Genomic DNA, 25,349 nt, shown 5'->3' with positions numbered 1-25,349 from the left:
CGAGCTGCTAAGATGAGCGGAATGGGGCTCTTGCGGAAGATGGCCGCCGACGCGATCGAGCTCGCGCGCGCGCTCGGGGCGGAGCGTCCGTCGGTGAAAGAAGCGGTGAAGGCCGCGCTCACGCAGGACGGCTACAAGGTCCTCTTCATGAGCCGCGTCCGCGAGTCGGCGCGCAAGTGGCACGTCCCGGGCGTGAACCACGCGCTGCGGCTCGTCACGACCGTGCTCTACAGCATCGAGATCGGCAACGACATCGAGCTCGGCGACGGCATCAACTTCACCCACACCCTCGGCACCGTCATCGGCGGGACGTCGAAGGTCGGCGCGCGCGTGAAGCTCATGGGCAACAACACGATCGGCACCGCGAAGGACAACGGCTGCCCCGTCATCGAGGACGACGTCGTCATCGGCTGCGGCGCGCGCATCCTCGGGCCGGTCCGCATCGGCAAGGGCGCGTTCATCGGCGCGAACGCGGTCGTGCTGACCGACGTGCCGCCCGGCGCGATCGCGAGCGGCATCCCGGCGAAGGTGCACGAGCGGCGCGACAAGAGCGACAACGGCGCGAAGACGAACGGCGCGGAGTGATGGGCGTCGAGGTCGCGGCGGGGGACGTCCTCGGCGGCAAGTTCCGGGTCGAGCGCATCGTCGGGCGCGGCGGCATGGGCGTCGTCATCGAGGCGACGAACACGCAGCTCGATCAGAAGGTCGCGCTGAAGCTGCTCGCGCGCGGCGCCGACGATCCGAGCACGGTGGAGCGCTTCACGCACGAGGCGAAGGCGGCGGCGCGGCTCCGGAGCGAGCACGTCGCGCGCGTCTTCGACGTCGGCAAAGATCCCGTCCACGGTCCCTTCATCGTGATGGAGATGCTCGACGGGCAGACCCTCGCCGACGTCCTCACGACGTCGGGACGCGTGCCCTCCCATCGCGCGGTCGAGCACGTCATCGACGCGTGCGAAGGGCTCGCCGAGGCGCACGCGCGCGGCATCGTCCATCAGGACGTGAAGCCGGCGAACCTGTTCCTCGTCACCGGCGACGACGGCCGGCCCACCGTGAAGCTGCTCGACTTCGGCATCGCGACGGTGCGCGGGCCCGAGGCCGCGGCGAAGGACAAGGACGGCAAGTCGAGCGCGCCGCGCTCGCAGGGGACGCCGGCCTACCTCTCGCCCGAGCAGCTCCGCGGCGGGAGCGCGCCGATCGATCATCGCGCCGACGTCTGGTCGCTCGGCTGCGTGCTCTACGAGCTCCTCGCGAACGAGAAGCCGTTCCGCGCGACGCGCTTCACCGAGCTCGTCACGAAGATCCTCGAGACGAGCCCCGAGCCGCTCCCGAGCGACGTCGACGTACCGCCCGCCCTCGCCGCCGTGATCCTGCGCTGCCTCGAGAAGGACCGCACGAAGCGCTTCTCGAGCACCGGTCAGCTCGCGCTCGCGCTCCTCCCCTTCGCGCGCCGCCGCGCGCACTCGTCGGTCTCGCGCGCCGTCGCGCACGTGAAGACGGGCGGCCTCGATCCCGATCTCGAGATGCCGTCGTCGATGCCGCCCCCGCCCGACAGCGAGCCCTCGATCTCGAGGCCGGGCTCGGACCCGCGCCTCCGCGCGCCGAGCGTCCCCGACATCTCCCTCGCTCCTCGACCGCTCGCCTCCGCCGCGCCCGCTCCCGCTCCCGCTCCCGCGAAGAGCCGGCTCCCGCTCGCGATCGCGCTCCTCTTCGGGACCGTCGCGCTGGGAGGCGGAGCCTTCGCGATCACGCGCGGCGCGAGCACGACGCCGGTCGCGCCGACGGTCAGCGCGCCGACCACGCCGACGGAGATAACGAACAGCGCCGCCGCCGAGCCCGCGCCCGCGCCGTCGCCGGCCGCGTCTCCGGAGCCGGCGCCCGAGGCGACGACGAGCGCGGCGGCGACGAGCGCGACGCCGATCGCGATCCCCGTGAAGCGACCGGTGGTGCGCCCGCGTCCGACCGCGTCGAGCGCCGCGCCGATCGGCACCGAAGCGGAGATCCGCCACACGCGCTGATGCGTGGTATCGTCCCGCGGCGCTGTGAGTATCTCGACCGGCCAGGTGCTCGAGGGGAAGTTCCGCGTCGAGAGCGTCATCGGCGAAGGCGCGATGGGGCTCGTCGTCGAGGCGACGCACCTCGATCTCGAAGAGCGGGTCGCGCTGAAGTTCCTCCGCGAAGAGGCGCGCGCGCGGCCGGAGCTCGCGTCCCGCTTCGCGCGCGAAGCGAAGGCCTCCGCGACGATCAAGAACGACCACGTCGCGCGCGTCTACGACGTCGGCACGCACGACGGCGCGCCGTTCATCGTGATGGAGTACCTCGTCGGCCGCGACCTCGAGCAGATCCTCGAGGCGAGCGGCCCGCTCGATCCCACGCAGGCGGTCGAGTTCGTCATCCAGGCGTGCGAGGGCCTGACCGCCGCGCACGTGCAGGGCATCGTCCATCGCGACATCAAGCCGGGGAACCTCTTCGTCAGCGAGCACGGCGGCCTCCGCCAGGTGAAGGTGCTCGACTTCGGCATCTCGAAGTCGGGCCTCAAGAAGGGCACGCTCGAGGACGTCGATCTCCTCACCGGCGACACGACCCAGATCATGGGCTCGCCCCATTACATGTCGCCGGAGCAGATCCGCTCGACGCGAGACGTCGATCTCCGCGCCGACATCTGGTCGCTCGGCGTCGTCCTGTTCGAGCTCATCACGGGGCAGCCGCCGTTCGACGCGACCGAGGTCACCGGCATCATCGCGCAGGTCCTCCACGAGCCGCATCGCACCGCGCGCTCGCTCGTCCCCGACATCCCGACCGGCCTCGAAGAGGTCATCGACCACTGCCTGCAGAAGGACCCGACGAAGCGCTATCAGTGCGCGGCCGATCTCGCCGTCGCGCTCCTCCCGTTCGCGCCGAAGCGCTCGCGCACCGTCGCCGAGCGCGCGAGCCAGATGCAGGCGCGCGCGACGGGACGCGAGCCCGCGCCGGAGTCGCTGCCGCCGCCGGCGTACCGTCCGAGCCCGGCGCCCGCGCCGGTGCTGGCGCCGGTCGCGCCGGTGGCCGAGCCCGCGTCGAACCGATCGTTCGCGTGGATCGCGCTCGTCGCGGTCGTCCTCGGCCTCGGCGGCGGCGCGTTCGCGCTCTTCTCTCGGCTCCAGTCTCCGGTCGCGAGCCCCGAGCCGGTGCCGACGACGACGGCGACCCCCGCCGCCCCGGCCCCGGCCGCCGAAGTGACCAGCGCCGTCGCGCCGATCGTGACGGCGAGCGCAGCGCCCGCGCCGTCCGAGGCGCCCGCGCCCGCGGTCGCTCCGCCCCCGCGTCCTGTCGTCGTGGCTCCGGCGCCCGTCGCGCCGCCGCGCCCGCGACCGTCGTCTCCGCCCCCCGCGCCCGCGCCGAACGCAGAGAACGAAATCCGCCACGAGCGTTAATGCGCGGTTTGTCGCAGCAGCATTCCCGCTTATAAGCCGGAGCCGTGGCGGGCTCTACATTCCTTCGATTCAAGAAGCCGGCAGTCTCGTTCCTGCTGATCGCGGCGCTCCTCGGCACCGCGTCGCGATCGGCATATGCCGACGACGTCGCGGACGAAGCGGATCTCCAGTTCCAGCTCGGCGCGGAGCGCTACGAAGCGGGCGACTACAAAGGTGCGCTCGAGCACTTCCTCGTCTCGAACCGCCTCGTCCCGAACAAGAACGTCCTCTTCAACATCGCGCGCACGTACGAGCAGCTGAAGCGCGCGCCCGACGCGTATCGCTATTACCTCGTCGCGCTCGAAGGCGAGACCAACCCGCAGGCGCGGAAGCGCGTCGAAGACGCGATCGCGCGCATCACGCCGAACGTCGCGGTCCTCAAGGTCGAGACCTCGCCGCCGGGCGCGACGATCTACCTCGATCGCAAGGACCTCGGCCCGCGCGGAAACGCCCCGCGCTCGCTCGGCCTCGCGGCGGGCAAGCGCAAGGTCATCGTCGAGAAGCCGGGCTACGAGGCCGCCGAGTCGGAGGAGGTGAACCTCGAGATCGGCAAAGAGGTCGTGGTGAAGCTGACCCTCAAGCAGATCCTCGGCACCGCGAAGATCGAAGGCGAAGAGGGCGCGGTGGTCCGGATCGACGACGAGGCCGGACCGATCGCGTGCACGGTCCCCTGCACCCTCGACGTCGCGCCGGGCCGGCACACGTTCTTCGTCGGCAAGGAGGGCTTCCAGCCGGGCGAGGTCACGACCGAGATCCCGGCGAACCAGGTCACCGCCGTGCGCGCGCGCCTCGCGACGCAGACCGGCTCCGTCGTCGTCAGCTCCGACGTCCGCGACGCGCTCATCTCCGTCGACGGCAAGGCGCTCGGCTTCACGCCCGCCGTCCTCGCGGTCCCGGTCGGCCGCCACACGATCGCGATCACGCAGCAGGGCTATCGCCCCTTCGTCCAGGAGGTCGACGTCACGCGCCGGCAGGAGACGAAGATCGACGCGCAGATGGTCGTCTCCGAAGAGGTCAGCGCCGCGTCGCGTACGACGGAGTCGGTCGAGGACGCGCCGGCGTCGGTCTCGATCATCTCGCAGCAAGAGCTGCGCGCGATGGGCTACCCCACGATCTGGGAGGCGGTGCGCGGCATCCGCGGCCTCTACCTCTCCGACGATCGCAGCTACCAGACGATCGGCTTCCGTGGCTTCTCGCGCCCCGGCGACTACGGCAACCGCGTGCTCGTCCTCCTCGACGGGCAGCCGATGAACGACAACTACATCTGGTCGTCGTACGTCGGCACCGACGGGCGCGTCGACATCGACGACATCGAGCGGATCGAGGTCGTGCGCGGCCCGGGCTCGGTGCTCTACGGCTCGGCCGCGTTCTTCGGCGTCATCAACCTCGTCACGCGCAACAAGAACCAGGCGACGCACGCGGAGGCGTCGATCGGCACGTTCGAATACGGCCTCGGCCGCGCGCGCGCGACGGGCGTGGTGCGCCTCTCCCCCGACGCCGGCTTCTGGGCGACGGTGAGCGGCCTCCAGGGCGGCGCCCAGCGCGAGATCTACTACCCCGAGTACGACTTCGATCCCTCCGATCCGAACGCGGAGCGGAAGGCGAACGGCAAGGTCTCCGACGGCATCACGCGCGGGACCGACCGCCAGTTCGCCGGCATGATCACCGGCCGCGCGTGGTGGAAGGCGCTCACGCTCCAGTGGTTCTTGAACTCGCGCCAGAAGTTCCTCCCGACCGGCGAGTACGAGACGATCTTCGATCACAAGCGCACGCGCTTCGCGGACACGCGCTCGATGATCGAGGCGCGCTACGAGCCGCAGATCACGCAGTCGCTGCAGTCGCTCTCGCGCGCGCACTTCAACATGTACTACTTCGACGGGTTCAACCCGTACACGCCGGCGCTGGAGGGCGCGTCGCGCGACGCGTACCGCGGCCGCTGGGGCGGCGTCGAGCAGCGCTTCGTCTACACGCCGTCGTCCGCGCTCCGCCTCACGGTCGGCGGCGAGTTGGTGGAGCACTTCACGACGCGCCAGGTCGGCGTGAACGACGCGGGCGCGTACGTCCTCGACGACTCCGGCCGCGCGGGGCGCAACGATCCCTTCACCGTCGGCGCCGGCTACGTCAACGCCGACATCGTCCCGACGAAGCGCCTCAAGCTCGTGGCCGGCGCGCGCTTCGACTACTACTCGAACCTCCCGAAGTTCGAGGCGTGGCCCGCGATCAACCCGCGCCTCGCCGCGATCATCAAGCCGTACGACGGCGGCGTCCTCAAGGTGATGGGCGCGAAGGCGTTCCGCGCGCCGAGCGTCTACGAGCTCCACTACACGTCGCCCTTCCAGGTCGCGCCGACGCGGCTCTCGCCGGAGCAGATCTACTCGGGCGAGGTCGAGCTCACGCATCGCTTCTCGCAGGTCGTCACCGGCACCGTCGCGGCGTACACGAACTTCGTGCAGGACCTCGTCGTCCTCAACGACCTCTCGCCCGGCGTCGTGCAGTACCAGAACTCGCCCGCGAACGTCGTCATCATCGGCGGGGAGACGGAGGTCCGGCGCGAGTGGCGCCAGGGCTGGATGCTCGCCGGCACCTACTCGTACCAGAAGGCGCAGTACACCGGCGGCGGCGCGCTCCGCGACGTCGCGAACTCGATCGAGCACATCGCGTCGGTGCGCGGCGCGATGCCGATCATCGGCCGCACGCTCATGGCGATGACGCGCCTCACGATCGAGGGGCCGCGTCCGGACCGCAGCGAGTCGACCTCGGACCCGCCGCAGGCGCGCACCGATCCGGGCGTCGTCTGGGACCTCGTCCTCTCCGGCGAGGTCGAGAAGATGGGCCTTCGCTACAACCTCGGCGCGTACAACGCGCTCGACTGGCGCTACTCCATCATCCCGAGCGGCGAGTTCCGCCAGCGCCAGATCGTCCAGAACGGTCGAACCTTCCTCGCGTCCGTGACGCTCGCGTGGTGACTCCATGAAGAAGCCCCTCATCCTCTCCTCGGCCCTCGCGCTCGTCATCGGGGCGGCGGCGTGCGAAGAGCCGTCTCATCCGCCGCTCGGTGGGGTCGCGATCACGACGAGCGCGCCTACGATCGAGGGCGACTTCACGACCGTCGACGGATGGAACGTGAAGTACTCTCGCTTCATCGTGAACGTGAGCGCGATCACGATCGCCGGCTACGACGGCGTCATCACCGCCTCGGCGACGTCGCAGCTCGTCGACCAGACGCAGCCGCCGACGAAGCTCCTCCTCACGTCGGCGAACCGCATCGCGCGCGCGTGGGAGGACGTGAGCTTCGAGATCGGCCCCACCACCGCGGAGACGGAGCCGCTCGAGCCGGTCACGGAGGTCGATCGCGACACGCTCGCCGTCAGCCGCGCCTCCATCTTCGTCGAAGGCACGATGACGCGCGGCAACGACGTGAAGTCCTTCCGCTGGAGCCTCTCCCCGCGGACGCGCTACAGCGCGTGCTCGGCGCGCGTGAACGGGGCCACCTTGCCGGGGCTCCTCGTCCCCGAGAACGGCGCCGACACGGGCGACATCCTGATGGACGGGACCGTCCTCTTCTTCGACAACCTCGCGACCCGCGGCCACGTCCTGCGCGGCGATCCGATCGCCGCCGCCGACCTGAACAAGGACGGCGTCGTGCAGCTCACCGAGCTCGCCAACGTCCCGCTCGACGAGGCGCGCAAGAGCACCGGCCTCTACGGCCCGATCGCAGGCGTCGACGACCTCGCCGCCTTCCTGAACGCCCAAGCGCGCAGCATCGTGGTGTCGTTCCGCGGCGAAGGCGACTGCCGCATCACGCCGGTCGACGAGGCGCCCTGAGTCCGAGAGGGGCGCTGCCCCTCTCGAGCTCTCCCCGCCGGGGGTTTCTACGCACGCGCTGCGCGCGCGCTTCGACGCCCCCGGACCCCCGCAGACCCCGCAGAGGGGGGGCCGGACTTTGTTTCGAGGGGTGGGCTTCGTGGTCGAGGAGCCAGCGTTTTGTGGGGAGGCCGCCGCCGAAGCCGGTGAGGGAGCCGTCGGCGCCGATGACGCGGTGGCAGGGGACGATGACGGGGATCGGGTTGCGGCCGTTCGCGGCGCCCACCGCGCGCGGGCCCGTATCGCCGATCTTGCGCGCGAGCGCGCCGTAGCTCGTCGTCTCGCCGTACGGGATCGCGCGGAGCGCTCGCCAGACGCGGAGCTGGAACGGCGTGCCGCGCGGCGCGAGCGGGAGATCGAACCGCGCGCGCGTGCCCGCGAAGTACGCGTCGAGCTGGCGGCGCGCTTCGAGGAGGGGCGCGTCGTCGTGCGGCGAGTCGTCGGGGACCACGCCGAAGAGCACGGCGGTGAGCGCGTCGTTCTCCCAGCGCAAGGTGAGCGCGCCGATCGGCGACGGCATCACGAAGTGACAGCGAGCCATGGCGTGAGGATGACGCGACCGCGACCGCGGCGCTGGCCATTTTCGGACGTGGTCGTGCGCCGCCGGCGGTGCCACGATGGGAGCGATGCAGACGCTCGACGCCGGCCGGTGCTATCGCGCGCTGCTCGCGCGGGACGCGCGCTTCGACGGCCGCTTCTTCGTCGCGGTGCGCACGACCGGGATCTACTGCCGCCCGATCTGTCCCGCGCGGACGCCGAAGCGCGAGAACGTCACCTTCTTCGCGAGCGCCGCCGCGGCGCAGGAGGCGGGGTACCGGCCGTGCCTCCGCTGCCGCCCCGAGTCGTCGCCCCAGCTCGCGGCGTGGCGCGGGACCTCGAGCACGGTGTCGCGCGCGATGATGCTCATCGCCGAAGGCGCGCTCGACGGCGCCGAGAACGGCGTCGAGTCGCTCGCGCAGCGGCTCGGGATCGGCGGATGCCAGCTGCGCCGCTTGTTCCAGGAGCACGTCGGCACGTCGCCGATCGCGGTCGCGCAGACGCGGCGGCTCCTCTTCGCGAAGAAGCTCGTCCACGAGACGTCGATGCCGATGGCGGAGATCGCGCACGCCGCGGGCTACGGGAGCCTCCGCCGCTTCAACGACGCGTTCCACCAGCTCTACGGACGACCGCCATCCGCGCTGCGAGGAAGGCGTGCTCCGGCGTCGGCGCTCACGCTCTCCCTCAGCTACGTGCCGCCCTACGACTGGGACGAGATGCAGCGCTTCTTCGCCGCGCGCGCGATCCCCGGCGTCGAGGTCGTCACGCCGCGCGTGTACACGCGCACGATCGAAGAAGGCGGCGCGTGCGGGACGATCGCGGTCGCGCCCTCGCCGAAGAAGGACGCGCTCGCGGTCACGATCTGCTTCCCCGCCGTCGCGGCGCTGCCCGCCATCATCGCGCGCGTGCGGCGCATGTTCGATCTCGACGCCGACGTGCGCGTCATCCACGCGGCGCTCTCGAAGGACCCGCTCCTCCGTCCCCTCGTCGCCGCCCGCCCCGGCCTGCGGGTGCCGGGAGGTTGGGACCCCTTCGAGGTCGCGGTGCGCGCGATCCTCGGACAGCAGGTGAGCGTCGTCGCCGCGCGTGGGCTCGCGGGCCGCCTCGTCGCGCGGTACGGGCGATCGCTCGAAGGCGCGAGCGCCGGCGGCCTCACCCATCTCTTCCCTCGCCCCGAAGCGCTCGCGCGCGCCGGCGCCGAGACGCTCGGCATGCCCCGCGCCCGCGTCGCCGCCCTCGCCGCGTGCGCGCGCGCGGTCGCCGCCGATCCGGGGCTGCTCTCGCCCGCGCGATCGCTCGACGACGCCGGCGCGGACCTCCGCGCGCTGCCCGGCGTCGGCGAGTGGACCGCGCAGTACGTCGCGCTCCGCGCGCTCCGCGATCCCGACGCCTTCCCCGCGAGCGACCTCGGCTTGCTCCGCGGCGCCGCGACGTCGGGCGCGCGACCGACGCCCGCCGCGCTCCTCGCGCGCGCAGAGGCGTGGCGGCCCTGGCGCGCCTACGCGGCGCAGCACCTCTGGTGCGCCGACGCGGGCGAGAAGCGGCTCCCGCTCTCCGCGTGATCAGCCGTCCGTCGTGCCGAGGTCGAAGACCGCCTCGTCGAAGCAGAGGAGACCGTGATCGATCGCGCGGGTCGCCTTCTCGCGGCCGAACGCGCGCACGAGCTCGTCGTCGAGCGTCTGCGGGACCTCCGTGACCGCGAACGCGATCCGCTCGATGTCGTTCGTCGCGCGATCGGCGGTGGCGTGCGCGGCGCGGAGGCTCGTGACCCGCGCCAGCGCCGCGCGCGTCGCCCCCTCGCTGAGGTCGAAGAACGCCGCGCGACAGATCGAGATCTTCGACTCGGTCGACCACTCCTCCCCCTCCGCGGCGACGCCGCGGTAGGCCTCGTTCGCCTCGCACGTCCGGCGGATCGACGCCCACGTCCGCTCGTGCGTGCGGCGATAGACGTCCGTGAACGTCTCGACCTCCTCCGCCGTGAAGCCCGCCGTCTCCGCGCGGTGGAGGCGCTCGGTGCGCTGCGAGCCGTGGGTCTGGAAGGAGCGACCGCCCTCCGCGCGCCGCGTCGAGAAGCTCCCGTGCTCGTCCCACGCGCTGCACGGCATGCGCGTCCGCAGCTTGCCCTCGCGCGCCATGCGTCCCCACTCGTCGACCGAAGGGAGGACGCGCGCGCGATCGGCGCTCACCATCTTCGCGGACTTGCTCTCGGCCTCGTCCCGCCGATGCTCCGCGAGCGCGAGACGTCCCTGGACGTCGTGGAGCTGCGCGACGAGGTTCGCGTTCGCCTCCATCGCCGCGCGGTCGGTGCACGACGACGCGCCCTCCGGCGCCGATGTCGTCTCCGCCGCGCGCGCCGGCGGCGGCGGATGTACGAGCACGGCGACCATCCAACCGGAGGCGAACGTCGCGCCGAGGAGGAGGAGGCGCCAGGGGAACACGCGTCGCATCGGACAACGGAGCGACAACGAACCTTGGACGAAGTTCCTTACGGCGGCGCGCGCCGAAAAAGAACGCAGCGCCGACGGCGGAGAGCCGTGGCGCTGCGTGGGGACGACGCTGCCGTCGCGAAGTACGAAGTGCGTGCTACTGCGAGAGGCCCGCGAGGTTCGTCGTGATCTGGAAGATGTGGGTGCCCTGCGTCGTGATGTAGAGCGTCTTCATCTCCGGACCGCCGAACGTCATGCCGGTCGGGGTCTCCGGCACCGCGATGCCGCCCCAGCGCTCGCCGTTGGGCTTGAAGACCTCGACCCCTCCCGTCGTCGCGACGTAGACGTTGCCCGCCAGGTCGACCGCGAGGCCGTCCGGCGCCGACTCCGCGCCGAGGTCGATGAACTTCTCGAAGCCCGCGAGCGAGCCGTCCTCGTTCAGCGCGTACCTGCGGATGTACGGGACCGTGCCCTGCGTCGGCGCGGTGAAGCCGACGTAGAGGATCTTCTCGTCCGGCGAGAGCGCGATGCCGTTCGGCTTCGGGATGTCCTCGAACGCGTCGACGATGAGGGCGGGGCCGCCGTTCGGGAGGACGCGGAAGATGCGATTGACCGCGGGGCCGCCCTCGACGAAGTAGCCGGGGTCGGTCACGTAGAGCGTGCCGTCCTTGCGCGCGACGACGTCGTTGAGCGTATCGAAGCTGCCGTCGCCCGGCGGCGGCGGCGGCGGCGCGTAGGGATCGGTCTGCCCCGGCTGCGAGGACGGATCGTAGTTCGCGGTGATGACCGACGCCGGCGCGTTGAGGACCGCCTCGAACGTCGTCTTCGTGATGCGCTTCGCCTCCGCGGTGATGATCTCGCCGGTGCCGGGGTGCACCGTGTTGCCGATCGGCTGCGAGCCCTCGAGCGCGACGCCGGTGCGGACCTCGATGGCGCGGCCGTCGGGGAGCATGCGGTAGAGACCGCCGTCGCCGAGCGGCGTCGAGAAGTAGAGCGCGCCGCCGTTCTCCGACCACACCGGGCCGTCGGTGAACGTGCCCGGCTCCATGATCGCCTGCACCTCGCCGATGCCTTCGATCGGGTTCGTGCCCGCGAGCGCGGGGTCACCGCCGCCGAGGCCGTCCGGATCGATCGGCGTCCCGTCCGGGTTCGTCGCCTGCTGGCCATCGGGGGTCTGGTCGTTGGTGGCGGTCTTCTTGTCGCTGCTCCCGCAGGCGACGGCGAAGAGGGTGAGAGCAAGCAGCGGCAGAATGCGGTTCATCGTTCGGCTCCAAAAGATGATTCGTGAGACTTGGGTTGTGGCGACGGGCAGCGTCGTCGGGGTTGTGTCGTTGCCTCAAGCAGTCGTCGTGCCCAGCTCGAGGCACGCGCGAACCCGCGCATTTTTCAGTGGTTCGTGGCGCGGGTCTGTGGCGAAGACGAACAGGGATCAGAGCTGCCACCGCTCGCCGAAGCGGTAGGAGCATCGATTGCCGCGCCTCCCGTGCTCGAGCTCGAGCTCGCGGAGGACGAAGTCGACGAAGACGACGACGTCGCGCCGTCGCTGCCCGCGTCGGCGACCGGCGTCGCCAGCGGCGGCAGCACCGCCGCGAGCGAAGGCACCTCGTCGACGCGCACGAACGTGAAGCCCTCCGCCTTCAACACGGGGACGATGTTCATCACCATGTCGACGGTGCCGCCGTTCTCCTTCTTGTCGTCGATGAAATACGGATCGTGCAGCAGCACGACGCCGCTCCCCGCCGCGCGGATCTGCTGGAGGTAGAGGTCCCCGCACGTCGCGACGTCGACGACGGGTGGATCCGACGCGCCGTTCGGGCTCCAGCAGTCCCAGTCCGCGGCCATGCCGGGCCCCCACTGGAAGCCGAGGTCCCAGTCGACGGGGCCGACGTACTTGCTCATCGGCGACGCGTCGAGCGCGGCGAGCACCGCGTCGTTCCACGCGCCGTACGGCGGCCGGAACATGAAGCGCTGATCGGGGACGAACGGCGCGATGATCGCGTCGGTGCGCGCGACCTCGTCGACGATCGCCTCCGGCGTCAGCTTCGTGAGGTCGGCGTGCGTCTCGGTGTGGTTGCCGAGGACGTGGCCGTCGTCGACGATCGCGCGCAGGACCGCCTCACCTTCCGCGCCCGCCGGCACGTTCTTGCCGTTGACGAAGAACGCGACGCGCACGCCCTGATCGCGGAGCCAATGCGAGAGCTCGACCGTGCGGACGCCGGGTCCGTCGTCGAACGTGAGCGAGATCGTCTTCGGCGGAAGCCCGTTCCCGCGCATCTTCGCGCTCTGCAGCGCCTGCGCCTCCGAGCACGCGTGCGAAGGCTTCGCGCTCGAGCTCTGACAACCAACACCGAGCGCGACCAACACGAAGGCCGCACCAACACGAGGAACGTCGAACATGACGCCGCGACCATGCACGGCACGGTCCGGCTCGCGCGCGGGGTTTTCAGAGCGAGGTTCAGAGCGAGTCGAAGAACGACCAGGTCGCGCGCGGCGCGAGGGACCACAGGTCGTGGCCGATGCCCGGGACCTCGCAGTAGACGACCGGGCGATCGGAGGCGCAGTTCAAGAGCTGGATGCACGGCGCAGGGTCGAAGCCCTCGAGGCCGCCGGTGCGGCACGAGTTGACGCGGCCCCAGTGATCGCGCGTGGCCTGGCCCTCCTTGAGCTCGACCTCCGTGTCGTCGGCGCCGTGCGTGATGATCGCGGCGACGGGCTTCTCCGGGCAGTTGAGCTGACCACGCTCGCTGAAGTCGAGCGCGTCCTCGCTCGTGGGGCCGCCGCCGCCGTGCGCGGCGAGGGCGCGGATCGATCCGCCGCGGAAGCAGCCGAGGTGGTTCGCGAAGTAGGCGCCGCGCGAGTGACCGGTCACGAAGACGCGGTTGATGTCGATGCAGTGCGACTTGCCGAGCGAGGTGCGGATCGCGTCGTAGAGCGCGACGTCGCCGTTGCCCTCGCCGCCCCGCTCGATGTCCCACCGGCCGGACGTGTCGGGATCGGGCCAGACGAACGCGGCCGCGCCGGCGGTCGCGGCCTCGAGCGGGTACTTCGCGCGCGCGTCGGCGCCCTTCTGGAGATCGCCGCCGAAGACGAAGACGAGCGGGATCGGCGCCTGCCCGTTGTGGGCCTCCGGGATCATCCAGTCGTAGGTGCGCGTGCTGCTCCCGATCTCGACCTGCGTCTGCGCGAAGAACCCCTTCGGCGCGCCGAGCGCGGTGGTGTTGCATCCCTCGGAGACGAGGCGCACGACCTTCGAGTCGTCGACGGGCGGCGGCTTCGGATCGTCGCAGCCGGCGAAGAGGACACCGGGGAGGATGAGGAAGAGGAGCTTACTCGACGACGACGACATCGCCGGCCTGGAGCTGGAACGCGATGCTCTTCGGATCCGCGGACCGGAGGTCCTGGTAGCGGAACCGCACGCGCTGGGGGAGCGACTTGCGAACGACGAAGACCTTGTCCGCGTCGGCGTATTCGGAGAGGCCGCCCGCCGCCGCGAGCGCGTGCAGCACGTTCGCGCCGTGATCGAGCTGGAACACACCCGAGTTCCTCACCTCGCCGACGACGGAGACCCGGAGCTCCGCGCCCGCGTCCATCGTCACCGTGACCGACGGCGCGACGACGACCGACTTGAGGCGGTCCTGGATCTCCGAGGCGAGCTGCGCCGGGCGCTTGCCGCGGGCGGTGACCTCGCCGATGACGGGCATCGAGATCTTGCCGTCGGGTCGCACCTTCTCGTGGGTGGAGAGCGGCTCCTGGTTGAAGACGCGGACGTTCACCACATCGCCGTCCTGGATGATCACGCCGTCGGTCGAGCCGCTCGCGGAGGCGGGCAAGCTGTCGGCCCAGACGTAGGGGCCCGTCGACGCGCAGCCGCCGGCGAGCGCGGCACAAAGAACGATGCGGAGCCAAGGACTCATGTCGCCGCGATCATACACGAGCCGGGCCAGGACGTCCTGCGGCTGCGAACCGCTATCCTCCACAGAAATGCGCATCCTGACGATGGAAGACTGGCCCTACGCCGTGCGGTACCTCATGACCGCGGCGCAGAACGCGTCGAACGCGAACGGCCACGCGATGACGTCCCCGGCGCACCTCAGCGCCGTGCTCTACGAGATGCCGCCGGTGCGGGCGATCGTGGGGGAGCGTATCTCGGCGAAGGCGATCGAGGCGTCGGTGCTCGTCGAGCAGCGCGGCGGCGCGAAGAAGGCGCTCTTCACCAAGTACCTCGAGGAGCTCCTCACCGGACCGGCGCCGCGCTCGACGCAGAGCTTCCTCGAGCGCTACGCGACGGGGCATCCTACCGCGGCGAAGAACGGGCTCGTGTTCGCGGCGTTCGCGGAGGCGATCGCCGCCGTGCTCGACACGCCGCGCCTCGAGTCGGTCATCCGCGAGCCCGCGTCGAAGGAGCTGTTCGAGGAGTGCCCCGTGCTCGCGGTCGCGTTCGTCCTCGCCTCGAAGAACGGCCACGCCTTCTTCGGCCATCGTCACGTGCTCCTCGCCGCGATCCACTCGTTCGACAAGGCGCTCCGCGCGAAGGGCAAGCCCGCGCTCGAGGACGAGCTCGCGCGCATCACCGAGCTCGTCGATCGCACGACGCCGAAGCGCGCGCCGACCGACATGTCGCTCTACGCCACGCCGCGCCTCTTCGGGATCCTGGCGCAGGCCCTCACCGACGGCGGCGACGCCTTCGGCCCCAAGCTCACCGAACGCTGCGCAAACGGCGACGACGCGCTCGCGCCGCTGATGGAAGCGCTCCGCGCCGCGGTCACGCGCCTGCGCGAAGGTTCGTGAAGGTCAGGAAGGTCACGAGCGCGCCGGCGCGCGCGCGGCGACGTTCGGGATCGGCGCCTCGACGATCGAGCGCGGCGGCACGCTGCGCGAGAGCACGCAGTTGGCCATGATCTTCGACGACTCGCCGATGACGATCGGACCGAACAGCGTCGCGCCGATGCCGACGTGGACGTTCCGCTCGAGGAGCGGCGCGCCGGCCTCCTTCGTGATCGGGTCCGGCCCGTAGCCGAGGGTGACGTTCTGGAAGAGGATGCAGCCGTGCCTCGCGCGCGCGGCGTAGCTGATCGCGAGGCCGAAGCCGTGCACGATCATGATCCCGGGCTCGAGGTCGGCGTCCCAGTGGACGTCGGACGAGAACGCGTGCCGGATCGTGCGCGACATGAACTGCGCGCCGAGCTGGAGGCCCGCCGCGCGGAAGGCGCGCATCACGCGGTACGCGATCATGAGCTGGAACCCGATCTTCTTCACCGCGTCGCCGGCGAAGCTGCTCTCGCTCGCGCGGTCCTCGTACTTCTCGGCGTACATCTGGATGACGCGATGGTCCTCCGCGATCGCCTCGCGCATCGCCTTGAACGCGGACGAGTCGTCGCCCTTCCGCAGGAGCGCGACGCCGCGCTTGAACTCGCCGTACTCGCGCCGCGCGTCGAGCGCGCCGCCGACCTCGGAGCGCACGCCGCGGTAGTATTGAATGCCGTACACGAACGTCATCCCCGCGATCGCGACGGGCTCGAGGCCGACCTTGTCGAGCGTCGACGCGGTGCGGATCGCGGCGCCGGCGACGACCTTCGCCGCCGCGGGCGCCGCGAGCGAGAGCGCCATGAACGGGCGCGACACCGGGTTCAGGTTGGGGAGGAAGCGCCACGGGCTCGACTCCGGCATGTCGGGGTGCTTCTTCGAGAGCTTGGTCTGGTAGACGCCGTCGCGGTACGCGCGCTCCATCCATTTCTGCATCGAGGTCCAGTCGGAGCCGTGGACGCTCTCCGCGTCGTTCGCGAACGCGAAGGTGGCCCCCGCCTTCTCGAGCCGCACGCCGAGCTCCTCGTCCTCGAGCGCGCGGAAGGCGGGATCGAACCCGCCCGCGCGCACGAAGAGCGCCTTCGGCATCGAGACGTTGCCGGTGTAGATGTTGTGCCCGCGCACGGGCTTCCCCGACGCGAGCTCGTCGTTCTGGCTCGCCATCACGCGCGCGTAGAAGCGCTCGAAGAGCGGCATCTCCGCGAGCTTCGCGTCGGGCCGCAGCCGCCCGAGCACGACGGTGGTCACGCCGTCGTGCCGATCGAGGTGCCGCTCGATGAAGTCGGAGCGCACCTGCATGTCGTCGTCGAGGAAGACGATGATGCGCCCGCTCGCGAGCTCCACCCCCCGCTGCCGCGCCGCCGCCGCCCCGGCGTTCTCCTGCCGCTCGATGCGATGCACGTAGCGCGTGCGCAGATCGGACAGCGCCTTCTTCGTGTCCTCCTTCGACCCGTCGTCGATCGCGATCGCTTCGTAGCGTGAAGGATCGATCGTCTGTGAGTCGAGCTGCATCAACAACCGCCGCAGGAGCTCCTGCCGGTTGTAGGTCGCAATGACGACGCTCGCCCAGATGCCATCGCCGAACCGCCGCGCCATGTCGATCATTCGAGGCTCGATCTTCGCGCGCCGGCCCAGTCCTCGCCACACAAAGGAGCGCCCGCGCCTGCCGTGCGCCGTGTCAACCGGAGGACGTCGGGACCGTGGCCGGGCGCGTGAGGAAGCTCTTCCGCCCGCGTCCAGGTCTCCTCGTCCTTCAGCTCGAGGGGAACCGGGTTGCCCTGTTCGATCTCGCGCAGCCGGGGGACGGTTCGAGCCCGCGCGTCACGACCGGGGCCTTCACGTACGTCACCTCCGGCGGAGGCGACGTGTTCGTCGGCGCATCCATCGACGACCCCAACGTCCAGCGCCTCTCCGGTCTGCGCCTCGACAACATCGAGCCGTCGTGGGCAACGCTCCCCGACAGCGGCTCCGATCACAAGGGCCCCGACGCGTTGGCGACGGACTGCATATCGACGTACGCCGCACGAGAGGACCAGTCGATCTGGCGCGTCCCGAACGACGGCGGCGGCACGTTCACGAGATGGCTCGACGCCGGCGCACGCCAAGCCGTGGCGAGCGCCGCCGACGGCCGCTACGTCTACTTCGCCGCGTACAACGCCGGCGGCGTCTTCGCGTTCGACAAGACATCCAGCGATTGGCGACACATCTACAACGGCAACGTCTGGGGCGTCCACGCCGACCTGCAGGGCGTGTACTGGGGCGAGCACGAACCCGGGCCCGACGCCGGCAAGATCTACGTCGTCCGGCGCTAAGCTCGCCCCACAAAAGGAGCCGAGCCCCCCTTCCGTGCGGCGCTATGCTCGTGAAGATGCGCGCGATCCATCTCGCGTCCTTGCTCGCTCTCGCCGGCGGTATCGTGGTCGCTTGCTCGACGTACGCGAGCGACGACGAGCAAGCGCGCCCGGACGCAGGGGGCGCCGTCGACGCTGCCGCCTCGAACGACGAGCCGGACGCGCCGTCGGCGTCGGACGACGCGGGGCCCGACGGCTCGCTCGCCCTCGGCGCGCTGAACCCTGCGTGCCCCGACCCGACCGCAGGCACCTTCCCCTCCCGGTCGAAGGAGGTGCTCGCGACGCCGCCGGCGGGCGAGGTCGAGTTCCCGTTCGAGATCGACACCGACTCGCGCTCGGTCTTCTGGGCCGCGCAAGCGATCACGATCGCGCAGCTCGACGAGAACGGTAGCGCCGTCATCGACGCCTACAACGGGCTCGCGCGGAGCCGGATCCGACGCGTCTCGAAGGAGCCAGGCGCGCAGGCCGAGACGCTCGTCATCGAACAACAGCGGACCACGACGATCGCGCTCGACGGCGACTACGTCTACTGGCCCGTCGCGATCTCGGGATCCGCGACCGCGATCCGGCGCGTGAGGCGCGACTGCGTCGCTCCGTGCACGCCCGAGCCCGTCGCCGACCTCGACGTCGCCGCGGTCGATCACCTGCAGCGGCTCGCGGACGGAAAGCTGTTCTTCCGGCGCGAGAACAAAGACGGCTACCTCCTCGACGTCACCACCACCCCGCCGGGCGTGACGAAGCTGACGACCACGAACCCCTTCCTCACCGCGACGACGGCGGGCAGCGACCTCTTCATCGGCGCGTCCTCCGAAGACACGATCGGGCGTGCGTCCGGGCCGACCTTCTCCGCGTTCACCCCGGGGTGGGCGAAGCTCCCCGCGCCCTCGTCCGGTCAGGAGAAAGGCCCGGTCACGCTCGGCGCCGATTGCACCGCCGTGTACGCCGCTCGCTGGGACGACGCGGTGTGGCGGGTCGAGAGCGATGGCGGCACCTTCTCGCGCTGGCTCGACGCCGGCGCCGACCTGGGCCAGCTCGTCTCGACCTCGATCGACGCGCACCACGTCTACCTCGCTGCATGGAACGCCGGCGGCGTCTACGCGATCGACAAGAAGACGCGATCGATGCTGACGCTCCACAAGGGAAACGTGTGGCACGTCTTCGCAGACAAGGACGGCGTGTACTGGGGCGAGCACGAGCGCTCGGTCGAAGCCGGCAAGCTCTACACGCTCCGACGCTGAGCCCGGCCCCACCAAACACGCTATCCTCGACCGCGTGCGCCGCTCGCGACTTGCTCTCTTCCTCGTCTTCAGCGCCGGGGCCATCGCGTTCGCGTGCTCGTCGTTCACGGCCGCGAACGACGGCGACGAGCTGCCGGACGGCGGGCCTCCGACCCCTGGCACCGACGGGACCGTCCTCGACGTCGACACGCCGCCGATCCCCGACGGCGCGCCTCCGGATCGCGAGCCGTACGACGCAGCGCTGAACCCTCCGTGCCCCGCGCCCGTGGCCGACAGCATCTCCGGCAAGACCAAGGACCTCCTCGCGTCGCCGCCCACCGACGCCGTCGAGTTCCCGTTCCAGCTCGACAGCGACTCACTCGCGGTCTTCTGGGTCGCGCAGCACATCACGCTCGAGGAGCACCGCGACGCGGGCATCGCGCGGAGCGAGGCCTACAACGGCAAGGGCATCGCGCGGATCCGGCGCGTCCGCAAGGCAGCACCGAGCGCGGCCGAGACGCTCGTCGAAGGGCAGACGCGCACGACGGCGCTCGTCCTCGACGGCGATCACGTCTACTGGGCCGCGTACGAAGGACAGTCGATCATCCGCCGCGTGCGCCGTGACTGCGCCGCGCCGTGCGAACCGGAATACGTCGGCAACGCCGGCGGGCTCGTGCATAAGCTCTACCGCCCGCGTCCGGGCCTCCTCGTCCTTCAGCTGGAAGGGAACCGCGTTCACCTGTTCGATCTCTCGAAGCCGAACGTCGGCTCGATCGAGATCGCCACGACCGGGAACTTCACCTACGTGGTCCCGAACGCAGGCGACTTGCTCCTCGGCGCGTCGTTCGACGAAGCGGCCGTCCGGCGCCACTCCGGTCCGAGCTTCTCCCAGATCGACCCAACGTGGGCGACGCTCCCCGAAGGCGGGTCCGACAGCGAGGGACCCGACGCGCTGGGGACGGACTGCGAGTCGACGTTCGCCGCACGAAAGGACCAGTCGATCTGGCGCGTCGGGAACGACGGCGGCGTGTTCACGTACTGGCTCCAAGGCGAAGTGGGCCCGGCCGTGGCGAGCGCCGTAGACGGTCGCTACGTCTATTTCGCCGCGCTCGACACCGGCGGCGTCTTCGCCTTCGACAAGTCGACCGGCGAGCGGTTCGTCCTCCACCGGGGCAACGTCTGGAACCTCCACGCCGACGCGCAAGGCGTGTACTGGGGCGAGCACGACGACAGGTCGCCCGAGGTCGGGAAGCTCTACGTCCTCTGGCGTTAACGGTTCAACACGAAGCTCCGCACGAAGCTCCGCGGGTGGCGCGCGAAGTGGCTGACCCACTGCGCGGCGTCGACCACGGCCGGCATCTTGTCGTCGTCGTCGCGCACCGCGTCGGTCGCGGTCTTCTTGTGCTTCGCGTACCAAACGCGCCAGCGCTTCACCTCCTCCGCCGTCATCTGGCCGGAGAGGCCCTGGAGCGAGAGCACGAGGTCGAGCATCGTCTTGTGGCAGTAGACCTCGTCGCCCTTCGAGCGCCACGCGCGCGCCTTCGCGACGAGCGCCGCGACCTCGTCCTTCTCGCCGCGCGCAGCGTGCCACACGAGCTGCGGGATCGGGAGCCCGCGCGCGATGTCGAAGCCCATCTGGCTGTAGAAGCGCGGGTTGAAGTCGATGAGGAGCCGGCGCTTGCCGTAGACGATGAACTCCGACTCGAACGCGCCGTAGTAGCCGATCGACCGGCACAGCGCGCCGATCTTCTCCGCGAGCGGCTGCTCGACCGGGCGTCCCTCGAAGCAGAGGCCGATGCCGACCTTGCGCGGCCGCTGCAGCACCTTGAGCGCGCCGCGCGCGACGACCTCACCCTCGAGCGTGACGAAGCCCGACACGCTGAAGATGTTGGTCTCCGCCGCGGTCAGGTACTCCTGCAGCATCGGCTCCGCGACGTCGGGGTGGCGATCGGTGAGGACGGGATCGAACGCGACGAGCTCCTCGAAGCGCTTCAGCTCCGCCGCGAGCTCGACGTGGTCGTGCGCGATGAAGCCCTTGATGCCGCTCGTGAGGTAGACCTGCGTGCGCGGCTTGAGGAGGACCGGGAACGGCACCGCGCGCACGAAGGTGGAGTCGACGCTGATCTCCGCGAGCGCGAGGGTGACGGGGTGCTCGATGCCGACGTTCGCGCACGCGGCGTGGAGGCGCTTCTTGTCGAGGAGCGTGAACACCGCGTCCTCGGGCGGCGTGAACATCGAGAAGTACGAGTCGAGGCGGGTGCGGTGCGCCGCGTAGAGCCACGCGAGGTGATCGTTCGGCGGGTAGAGGAGCGTGCCGGGGTTCTTCTTGCCGTAGTCGACGAGCCAGTCGATCAGCTCGTTCGGCTTCGAGAGCGGCGGATGCGTGAGCTTCTCGCTCACGTGCTTCGAGTAGAGCGCGCGCGCCTGGCGGTTGTCGTCGGCCATCACGACGCGGATGCCGGCGCGGCCGTACGCGCGGGCGGCGGCGAGCGTCCCGTAGTAGTCGGCTCCCAGGAGTAGGACGCTCATCTATCCGTGGAACTTACCCTTCAACTTCAGGAAGGGCGATTCGAAGAAGCGGAAGCTCAAAGATGCAACACCGTAGATGAACGCAATACCGCCGACGACGAACGCGCCGGCGATCGCCATCTGCGTCACGGTCGACTGGCCCGCTTGCCACTTCGTCAGGTAGGGCACGACGACGACGACGAGCGGCCAGTGGAAGATGTACATGCCGTAGCTCACCTTCCCGCACGCGACGAGCGGCTTCGACGACAGGAAACGCGTCGCGCGAGCGCCGACGACGTGATCGGCGCAGAGCGACACGGTGCTCGCGAACAGGAGCGCGAGGGTGAAGTAGCCGACGCCGATCACGCGGCGGTCGTAGTCGTTGAGGCCCGTCGCCATGACGTAGAGCCCGGCGAGGGCGAGCGCGGTCGCGATGAAGATCGGGAGCCGCACGCGGCGCCAGACCTGCGCGATGGGATGGCGGACCTCGCGCTGCGTCACCGCGACGAAGGCGCCGAGGAGGAGCCCGTCCGCGCGCGTGAACGTGCAGCGATACACGAACTTCGCGATCCCGTGCTCGAGGCCGCCCTCTTCGTGCGCGTACCACTGCTGGAAGATGCCGATGTCCGCGCCCTTGAACGTGAGGAACCCGCGGAGCCCCACCGTGAAGACGACGAGCCCGAGGATGAGCGGGATCAGCTTCTTGCGCGGCACCATCAGCGCCACGATCGGCCACACGAAGTAGAACTGCTCCTCGATCGCGAGCGACCAGAAGTGCGCCGTCCACCGCATGATGACGGGATCGAACGCGAGCGAGTAGTTCTGGAAGTAGAGCCAATAAGGCAGGTTCGGGACCCACTGCGCCCCGAGCGCGAGGGTGACGACGGTGCCGCCGATCAGCACCGCGTAGTAGAGCGGGAAGATGCGGAGCACGCGGCGCATCCAGAACATCTTCATCCGCGTGCCGAGCGGCTTCTTCGAGTCGGTGACGAGGCCGCGCGTAATGAGGTAACCGGAGAGGACGAAGAACAGATCGACGCCCGTCCACCCCGACCACATGAACGCGTGGAGGTGCACCGCGATCTTGTCGACGAGGCCGTGCGCGGCGTTCGGATCGTCGCCCGGGAACGTCCACGCGAAGTGGAACGCGAGGACGGCGAGGACGGCGATGCCGCGGAGGCCGTCCAAGGTCGGGATCGCGTGCGTGTCCGCGCCGGCGAGGGCCTGCTTCTGTCCTTCGTCGAGCTCCGCCGGCGCGGGCGGCGGCTCGGGCGAGAGCTCGGCGAAGGAGTCCTCGTCCTTGACGATGCGCCGCGCGACGGCGGCGGAGACGAGGCCGAAGACGAGGACGACGCCGAGGTCGGCGCCGCCGAAGGCCGGCGGCAGCGTGTGCCCGAGCGACGCGAGCGCGCCGGCGATGTTGTCGTTGTTGGTCTGGTCGAGGCCGAGGAGCTCCCGGTCCTTCACGTCCGCGCCGTCGCGGAGGAGCATGTGGTTGCCGGTCTCGCCGCCGAGCTCCTTGAAGCCGAGGCTCGCGATGTACGCGTCGTCGGCGTCGTTGCGGTCGACCGCCTCGACGATGAGCTGCGCGTTGCGCTCGCCGAGGCTGTACGCGTAGTCCCATTTGTCGTGGCCGGGCGAGAACACGCCGCGCGGCGCGAGGTGGGCGACGTGCGCGTCGTTCTTGCCGAGGAGGTCCTCGGTCGGGCGCTGCGCGAAGTACGGCGTCGCCCCTGCCGCGGCGACGGCGATGCGGAAGTCCTCCTTCGTCTCGGCCTTGATGAGGAGACCGAGCCGCGTGTACCGCGCCTCGTCGGCGTACTGCGCGGCGTTGTCCTTCGCCCAGCGCCCGAACGGGAGCAGATGCGACGGCAGCCAGACGAGAAGGGCGACGAGGAGCGTCGCGAACGCGACGGTGCGGCGGCTCGAGAGGCGCGCGTGCAGCGCGGCGAGCCCCTCCGCGAGCGCGGCGGCGGTGGCCTTCATCCGAAGGAGCACGCCGACGAGGAGGAACGCGGCGCCGGCGACGAAGGGCGTCTTCTCGAGCTTGATCGTCGCGGCGATCCCCTGCTCGTCGACCTTCTTGCCGATCAGGTTCACGGCGACGAGGACGGCGCCGCACGCGATGAGCGCGTAGGCGAACCGCTTCGCGAAGACCTCGCGCTCCGCCGCAGGCGCGGAGATGGCGCGCTCGGCGAGCACCGCGACGAGCACGATGAGCGCCGGCATGCCCGCGCTCATGTAGCGGTTCGCGTACATCATCCACTCCCACGCGTCGCCGCCGACGTACGTGGCGTACGCGACCTGCGCGACGAACAGCGCGCCGAAGAGGACGAGGCGGCGGCTCGTCTTGTCCCCCCAGACGCGGCGCGCCCACGCGAAGGAGGGCCTCTCGATGCCGATGCTCGCGAGGACGATCGAGAGCGGGATCGCGAGGTGGAAGCCGAGGACCTGGAGCGCTACGAACGCGCCGCGCTTCACGCGGTCGAGCGTGTGGATCTTGTAGAGCTTCAGGTAATAGGTGTTCGGGACCGTGTCGTGGAAGTACGAGCGGCGAAAGACCATCTGCGCGCCGACCGCGCCGCCGGCGATGACGCCGATGACGCCGGCGAGGAGCCACCGGTTCGCGCCCGTCGCGGTGAGGAACGCGTAGAGGCAGATGAGGCCGACCGGCACCGCCGCGTCGCTGCGAAGGAGCAACGCGGCGGCGGCGACGACGCCCATCGCGATCGCGCGCGGCAACGTGAACCTGTCTTCGTTCTCGAGCGCGAGCCACAAGAGCGCGTAGACGGAGACCGTCATCGCGCCGACCTCCATCCCGCGCAGCGTCCAGAAGACGAGCGGGTAACAGAAGAGGGTGGCGGTCAGGACGGCGACCGGGACCCACGGCGAGGACGTGACCTTCTTCGCGATGCGTGAGGCAACAAGGGCGGTCAGCGACAAGATCGCGACGCCGGTGAGCATGATGAAGAGCGAGATCTTCGACTCGGACAGACCGAGCTTGTGGGCGGCGGCCATCCACAGGACCCAGAGCAGGTTCGTGAAGCCCTCGATCGGCGGCTCGCCGACGTTCCACACGAGGCCGTGCCCGTCCGCGAGGTGACGCGCGTAGCGCATCGAGATCATCGCGTCCTCGAACAGCACGAAATAGCGGGTCCCGCCGAGCGAGAAGCTCGTTCGCAGGATGAAGACCGCATAGAACGCGAGCGCCGCGATCGCGACGCCGAGACGCATGCGGCGGCTCGTCGCCGCGCCGCCTTCCTCTCCTTTAACTGTGTGTCCCTTCGCCAAGTCTCTCTTCGTCGTCCGAAGCTCTACAGTACCCGAACCATCAGCCGCCATCACATGCCCTCCGAAGCCAGGCGCGCGAGCTCGTCCAGCATGTTCTGGGCCTTCGCGTAGCGTTCGGCGGGTCTGCGTCGCAGCGACTTCATGACGATGCGCTCGAAGCCTTTGGCGAGGCGGTCGTCGCGCCCGGTCTCGAGCGGCGCGGCCTCCTGCTGGAGCTTCTCTTTCATGCTCCGTTTGAGGTCGAACGGAAGCTCCCCTTGCACCGCGCGATAGAGGATGGCGCCGACGGAATAGACGTCGGAGGCCTCCGTCACGCGGCGCGCGTCGAGCAGCTGCTCGGGGGACATATAGGGCACGGTCCCGATCGCGGCGTGCATCGAGGTGAGGCTCGACGTCTTCCCCTTCCCTTTCACGCGCGAGAGGTTGAAGTCGAAGATGACGGCGTGCCACCCGTCCGGGTTGGGGCGGAGGATGATGTTCTCCGGCTTGATGTCCCGGTGAATGATGCCCATGGACTGCATTTCCGCTACGCCGGAGAGGATGCCGACGCCGAGGCCGAGCGCGTCCTCGACGCTGAAGCGCGCGCGCTTGAGGACGTCGGAGAGGAGCTCCCCTTCGATGTACTCCATGACGAGCGCCATCTCGTAGGGCGGGCCGGTGAGCATCTCGAACATCCGTGCGATGTGCGCGCTCTGCAGCTGCGACAGCGCCCACGCCTCGCGCTTGAAGCGCTCCACGTTCTCGCGATTGACCGCGGCTTCGGGGTGCAGGATCTTGATCGCGACGCGCTCGCCGCTCTCGGAGTGCCGGCCGAGCCACACCACCCCGAAGGCTCCCGACCCCAAGAGCTCCTCGAGGACGTACGCCCCGATCGACGCTCCAGGCCCGAGCTGCACGGAGAGC

At 70.3% G+C, this 25,349-nt stretch carries 20 protein-coding genes; 10 read left to right on the top strand and 10 right to left on the bottom strand.

Annotated elements, in window-relative coordinates:
* The first annotated feature begins 12 nt into the window (after nucleotides 1-12).
* From KF837_09325 to KF837_09305, 5 genes are read left to right on the top strand one after another with little or no spacing between them, the layout of a single operon-like run.
* On the top strand, nucleotides 13-585 hold the full coding sequence (locus tag KF837_09325; protein MBX3227504.1) for a serine acetyltransferase: 573 nt from the start codon (nucleotides 13-15) through the stop codon (nucleotides 583-585).
* A complete protein-coding gene (locus tag KF837_09320) occupies nucleotides 585-2,015 on the top strand; it encodes a serine/threonine protein kinase (protein ID MBX3227503.1) in 1,431 nt (476 codons plus the stop codon). Before KF837_09325 ends, KF837_09320 begins: the two co-directional genes overlap by 1 nt.
* A 24-nt stretch (nucleotides 2,016-2,039) precedes the next feature.
* Nucleotides 2,040-3,410, top strand: a complete 1,371-nt coding sequence (locus KF837_09315; GenBank protein MBX3227502.1) for a protein kinase — start codon at nucleotides 2,040-2,042, stop codon at nucleotides 3,408-3,410.
* A gap of 44 nt (nucleotides 3,411-3,454) precedes the next feature.
* The gene (locus KF837_09310) at nucleotides 3,455-6,415 is read left to right on the top strand and encodes a TonB-dependent receptor (GenBank protein ID MBX3227501.1); all 2,961 of its coding nucleotides are present in this window, start codon (nucleotides 3,455-3,457) and stop codon (nucleotides 6,413-6,415) included.
* 4 nt (nucleotides 6,416-6,419) lie between these two features.
* On the top strand, nucleotides 6,420-7,274 hold the full coding sequence (locus KF837_09305; GenBank protein ID MBX3227500.1) for a hypothetical protein: 855 nt from the start codon (nucleotides 6,420-6,422) through the stop codon (nucleotides 7,272-7,274).
* Here KF837_09305 and KF837_09300 read toward each other — a convergent pair.
* Nucleotides 7,249-7,854 carry a methylated-DNA--[protein]-cysteine S-methyltransferase gene (locus KF837_09300; protein MBX3227499.1) on the bottom strand — a complete coding sequence of 202 codons (606 nt, stop codon included), beginning with the start codon at nucleotides 7,852-7,854 and terminating at the stop codon, nucleotides 7,249-7,251. The genes KF837_09305 and KF837_09300 overlap by 26 nt on opposite strands.
* Nucleotides 7,855-7,939: 85 nt before the next feature.
* Between KF837_09300 and KF837_09295 the strand changes: the two genes are divergently transcribed.
* Nucleotides 7,940-9,412 carry a DNA-3-methyladenine glycosylase 2 family protein gene (locus tag KF837_09295; protein MBX3227498.1) on the top strand — a complete coding sequence of 491 codons (1,473 nt, stop codon included), beginning with the start codon at nucleotides 7,940-7,942 and terminating at the stop codon, nucleotides 9,410-9,412.
* Here the strand turns inward: KF837_09295 and KF837_09290 are convergent, their stop codons facing one another.
* From KF837_09290 to KF837_09270, 5 genes are all read right to left on the bottom strand, one after another.
* Nucleotides 9,413-10,297: a hypothetical protein gene (locus KF837_09290; protein MBX3227497.1), complete on the bottom strand. Its 885-nt coding sequence runs from the start codon at nucleotides 10,295-10,297 to the stop codon at nucleotides 9,413-9,415.
* A gap of 136 nt (nucleotides 10,298-10,433) precedes the next feature.
* A complete protein-coding gene (locus KF837_09285) occupies nucleotides 10,434-11,537 on the bottom strand; it encodes an SMP-30/gluconolactonase/LRE family protein (protein MBX3227496.1) in 1,104 nt (367 codons plus the stop codon).
* 125 nt (nucleotides 11,538-11,662) lie between these two features.
* Nucleotides 11,663-12,673: a polysaccharide deacetylase family protein gene (locus KF837_09280; protein ID MBX3227495.1), complete on the bottom strand. Its 1,011-nt coding sequence runs from the start codon at nucleotides 12,671-12,673 to the stop codon at nucleotides 11,663-11,665.
* Nucleotides 12,674-12,731: 58 nt separating this feature from the next.
* On the bottom strand, nucleotides 12,732-13,622 hold the full coding sequence (locus tag KF837_09275) for a hypothetical protein (GenBank protein ID MBX3227494.1): 891 nt from the start codon (nucleotides 13,620-13,622) through the stop codon (nucleotides 12,732-12,734).
* Complete coding sequence (locus tag KF837_09270; protein ID MBX3227493.1) at nucleotides 13,603-14,190, bottom strand: polysaccharide biosynthesis/export family protein; 588 nt, start codon at nucleotides 14,188-14,190, stop codon at nucleotides 13,603-13,605. The genes KF837_09275 and KF837_09270 overlap by 20 nt, the downstream gene beginning before the upstream one ends.
* A gap of 67 nt (nucleotides 14,191-14,257) precedes the next feature.
* Between KF837_09270 and KF837_09265 the strand changes: the two genes are divergently transcribed.
* A complete protein-coding gene (locus KF837_09265) occupies nucleotides 14,258-15,064 on the top strand; it encodes a hypothetical protein (protein MBX3227492.1) in 807 nt (268 codons plus the stop codon).
* A 12-nt stretch (nucleotides 15,065-15,076) separates the two neighbouring features.
* Here the strand turns inward: KF837_09265 and KF837_09260 are convergent, their stop codons facing one another.
* Nucleotides 15,077-16,675 (bottom strand): glycosyltransferase, encoded by a 1,599-nt coding sequence (locus tag KF837_09260; GenBank protein MBX3227491.1) that lies wholly within the window; start codon nucleotides 16,673-16,675, stop codon nucleotides 15,077-15,079.
* A 116-nt stretch (nucleotides 16,676-16,791) separates the two neighbouring features.
* Between KF837_09260 and KF837_09255 the strand changes: the two genes are divergently transcribed.
* From KF837_09255 to KF837_09245, 3 genes are read left to right on the top strand one after another with little or no spacing between them, the layout of a single operon-like run.
* The gene (locus KF837_09255) at nucleotides 16,792-17,391 is read left to right on the top strand and encodes a hypothetical protein (GenBank protein ID MBX3227490.1); all 600 of its coding nucleotides are present in this window, start codon (nucleotides 16,792-16,794) and stop codon (nucleotides 17,389-17,391) included.
* Between the two features lie 56 nt (nucleotides 17,392-17,447).
* Nucleotides 17,448-18,668 carry a hypothetical protein gene (locus KF837_09250; protein MBX3227489.1) on the top strand — a complete coding sequence of 407 codons (1,221 nt, stop codon included), beginning with the start codon at nucleotides 17,448-17,450 and terminating at the stop codon, nucleotides 18,666-18,668.
* A gap of 34 nt (nucleotides 18,669-18,702) precedes the next feature.
* On the top strand, nucleotides 18,703-19,920 hold the full coding sequence (locus KF837_09245; GenBank protein ID MBX3227488.1) for a hypothetical protein: 1,218 nt from the start codon (nucleotides 18,703-18,705) through the stop codon (nucleotides 19,918-19,920).
* Here the strand turns inward: KF837_09245 and KF837_09240 are convergent.
* The 3 genes from KF837_09240 to KF837_09230 form a co-directional block, all read right to left on the bottom strand.
* Nucleotides 19,917-21,176 (bottom strand): carbamoyl-phosphate synthase, encoded by a 1,260-nt coding sequence (locus tag KF837_09240; GenBank protein MBX3227487.1) that lies wholly within the window; start codon nucleotides 21,174-21,176, stop codon nucleotides 19,917-19,919. The two genes, KF837_09245 and KF837_09240, sit on opposite strands and share 4 nt — an antisense overlap.
* Nucleotides 21,177-24,389 carry an acyltransferase gene (locus tag KF837_09235; GenBank protein MBX3227486.1) on the bottom strand — a complete coding sequence of 1,071 codons (3,213 nt, stop codon included), beginning with the start codon at nucleotides 24,387-24,389 and terminating at the stop codon, nucleotides 21,177-21,179.
* 107 nt (nucleotides 24,390-24,496) lie between these two features.
* Entirely contained in the window at nucleotides 24,497-25,342 is an 846-nt protein-coding gene (locus KF837_09230; GenBank protein MBX3227485.1) for a serine/threonine protein kinase, read from the bottom strand.
* Nucleotides 25,343-25,349 lie beyond the last annotated feature (7 nt).

Source organism: Labilithrix sp. (genome assembly GCA_019637155.1).
GTDB lineage: Bacteria > Myxococcota_A > Polyangia > Polyangiales > Polyangiaceae > Labilithrix.
This window is presented reverse-complemented; position numbering and strand designations above follow the sequence as displayed.

What these genes read in the sequence shown, in the direction of transcription:
- KF837_09325 (MBX3227504.1), top strand. Translation starts at nt 13, where the DNA reads ATGAGCGGAATGGGGCTCTTGCGGAAGATGGCCGCCGACGCGATCGAG.
- KF837_09320 (MBX3227503.1), top strand. Translation starts at nt 585, where the DNA reads ATGGGCGTCGAGGTCGCGGCGGGGGACGTCCTCGGCGGCAAGTTCCGG.
- KF837_09305 (MBX3227500.1), top strand. Translation starts at nt 6,420, where the DNA reads ATGAAGAAGCCCCTCATCCTCTCCTCGGCCCTCGCGCTCGTCATCGGG.
- KF837_09300 (MBX3227499.1), bottom strand. Translation starts at nt 7,854, where the DNA reads ATGGCTCGCTGTCACTTCGTGATGCCGTCGCCGATCGGCGCGCTCACC.
- KF837_09295 (MBX3227498.1), top strand. Translation starts at nt 7,940, where the DNA reads ATGCAGACGCTCGACGCCGGCCGGTGCTATCGCGCGCTGCTCGCGCGG.
- KF837_09290 (MBX3227497.1), bottom strand. Translation starts at nt 10,297, where the DNA reads ATGCGACGCGTGTTCCCCTGGCGCCTCCTCCTCCTCGGCGCGACGTTC.
- KF837_09285 (MBX3227496.1), bottom strand. Translation starts at nt 11,537, where the DNA reads ATGAACCGCATTCTGCCGCTGCTTGCTCTCACCCTCTTCGCCGTCGCC.
- KF837_09280 (MBX3227495.1), bottom strand. Translation starts at nt 12,673, where the DNA reads ATGTTCGACGTTCCTCGTGTTGGTGCGGCCTTCGTGTTGGTCGCGCTC.
- KF837_09275 (MBX3227494.1), bottom strand. Translation starts at nt 13,622, where the DNA reads ATGTCGTCGTCGTCGAGTAAGCTCCTCTTCCTCATCCTCCCCGGTGTC.
- KF837_09270 (MBX3227493.1), bottom strand. Translation starts at nt 14,190, where the DNA reads ATGAGTCCTTGGCTCCGCATCGTTCTTTGTGCCGCGCTCGCCGGCGGC.
- KF837_09265 (MBX3227492.1), top strand. Translation starts at nt 14,258, where the DNA reads ATGCGCATCCTGACGATGGAAGACTGGCCCTACGCCGTGCGGTACCTC.
- KF837_09260 (MBX3227491.1), bottom strand. Translation starts at nt 16,675, where the DNA reads ATGGCGCGGCGGTTCGGCGATGGCATCTGGGCGAGCGTCGTCATTGCG.
- KF837_09250 (MBX3227489.1), top strand. Translation starts at nt 17,448, where the DNA reads ATGCGCGCGATCCATCTCGCGTCCTTGCTCGCTCTCGCCGGCGGTATC.
- KF837_09240 (MBX3227487.1), bottom strand. Translation starts at nt 21,176, where the DNA reads ATGAGCGTCCTACTCCTGGGAGCCGACTACTACGGGACGCTCGCCGCC.
- KF837_09235 (MBX3227486.1), bottom strand. Translation starts at nt 24,389, where the DNA reads ATGCGTCTCGGCGTCGCGATCGCGGCGCTCGCGTTCTATGCGGTCTTC.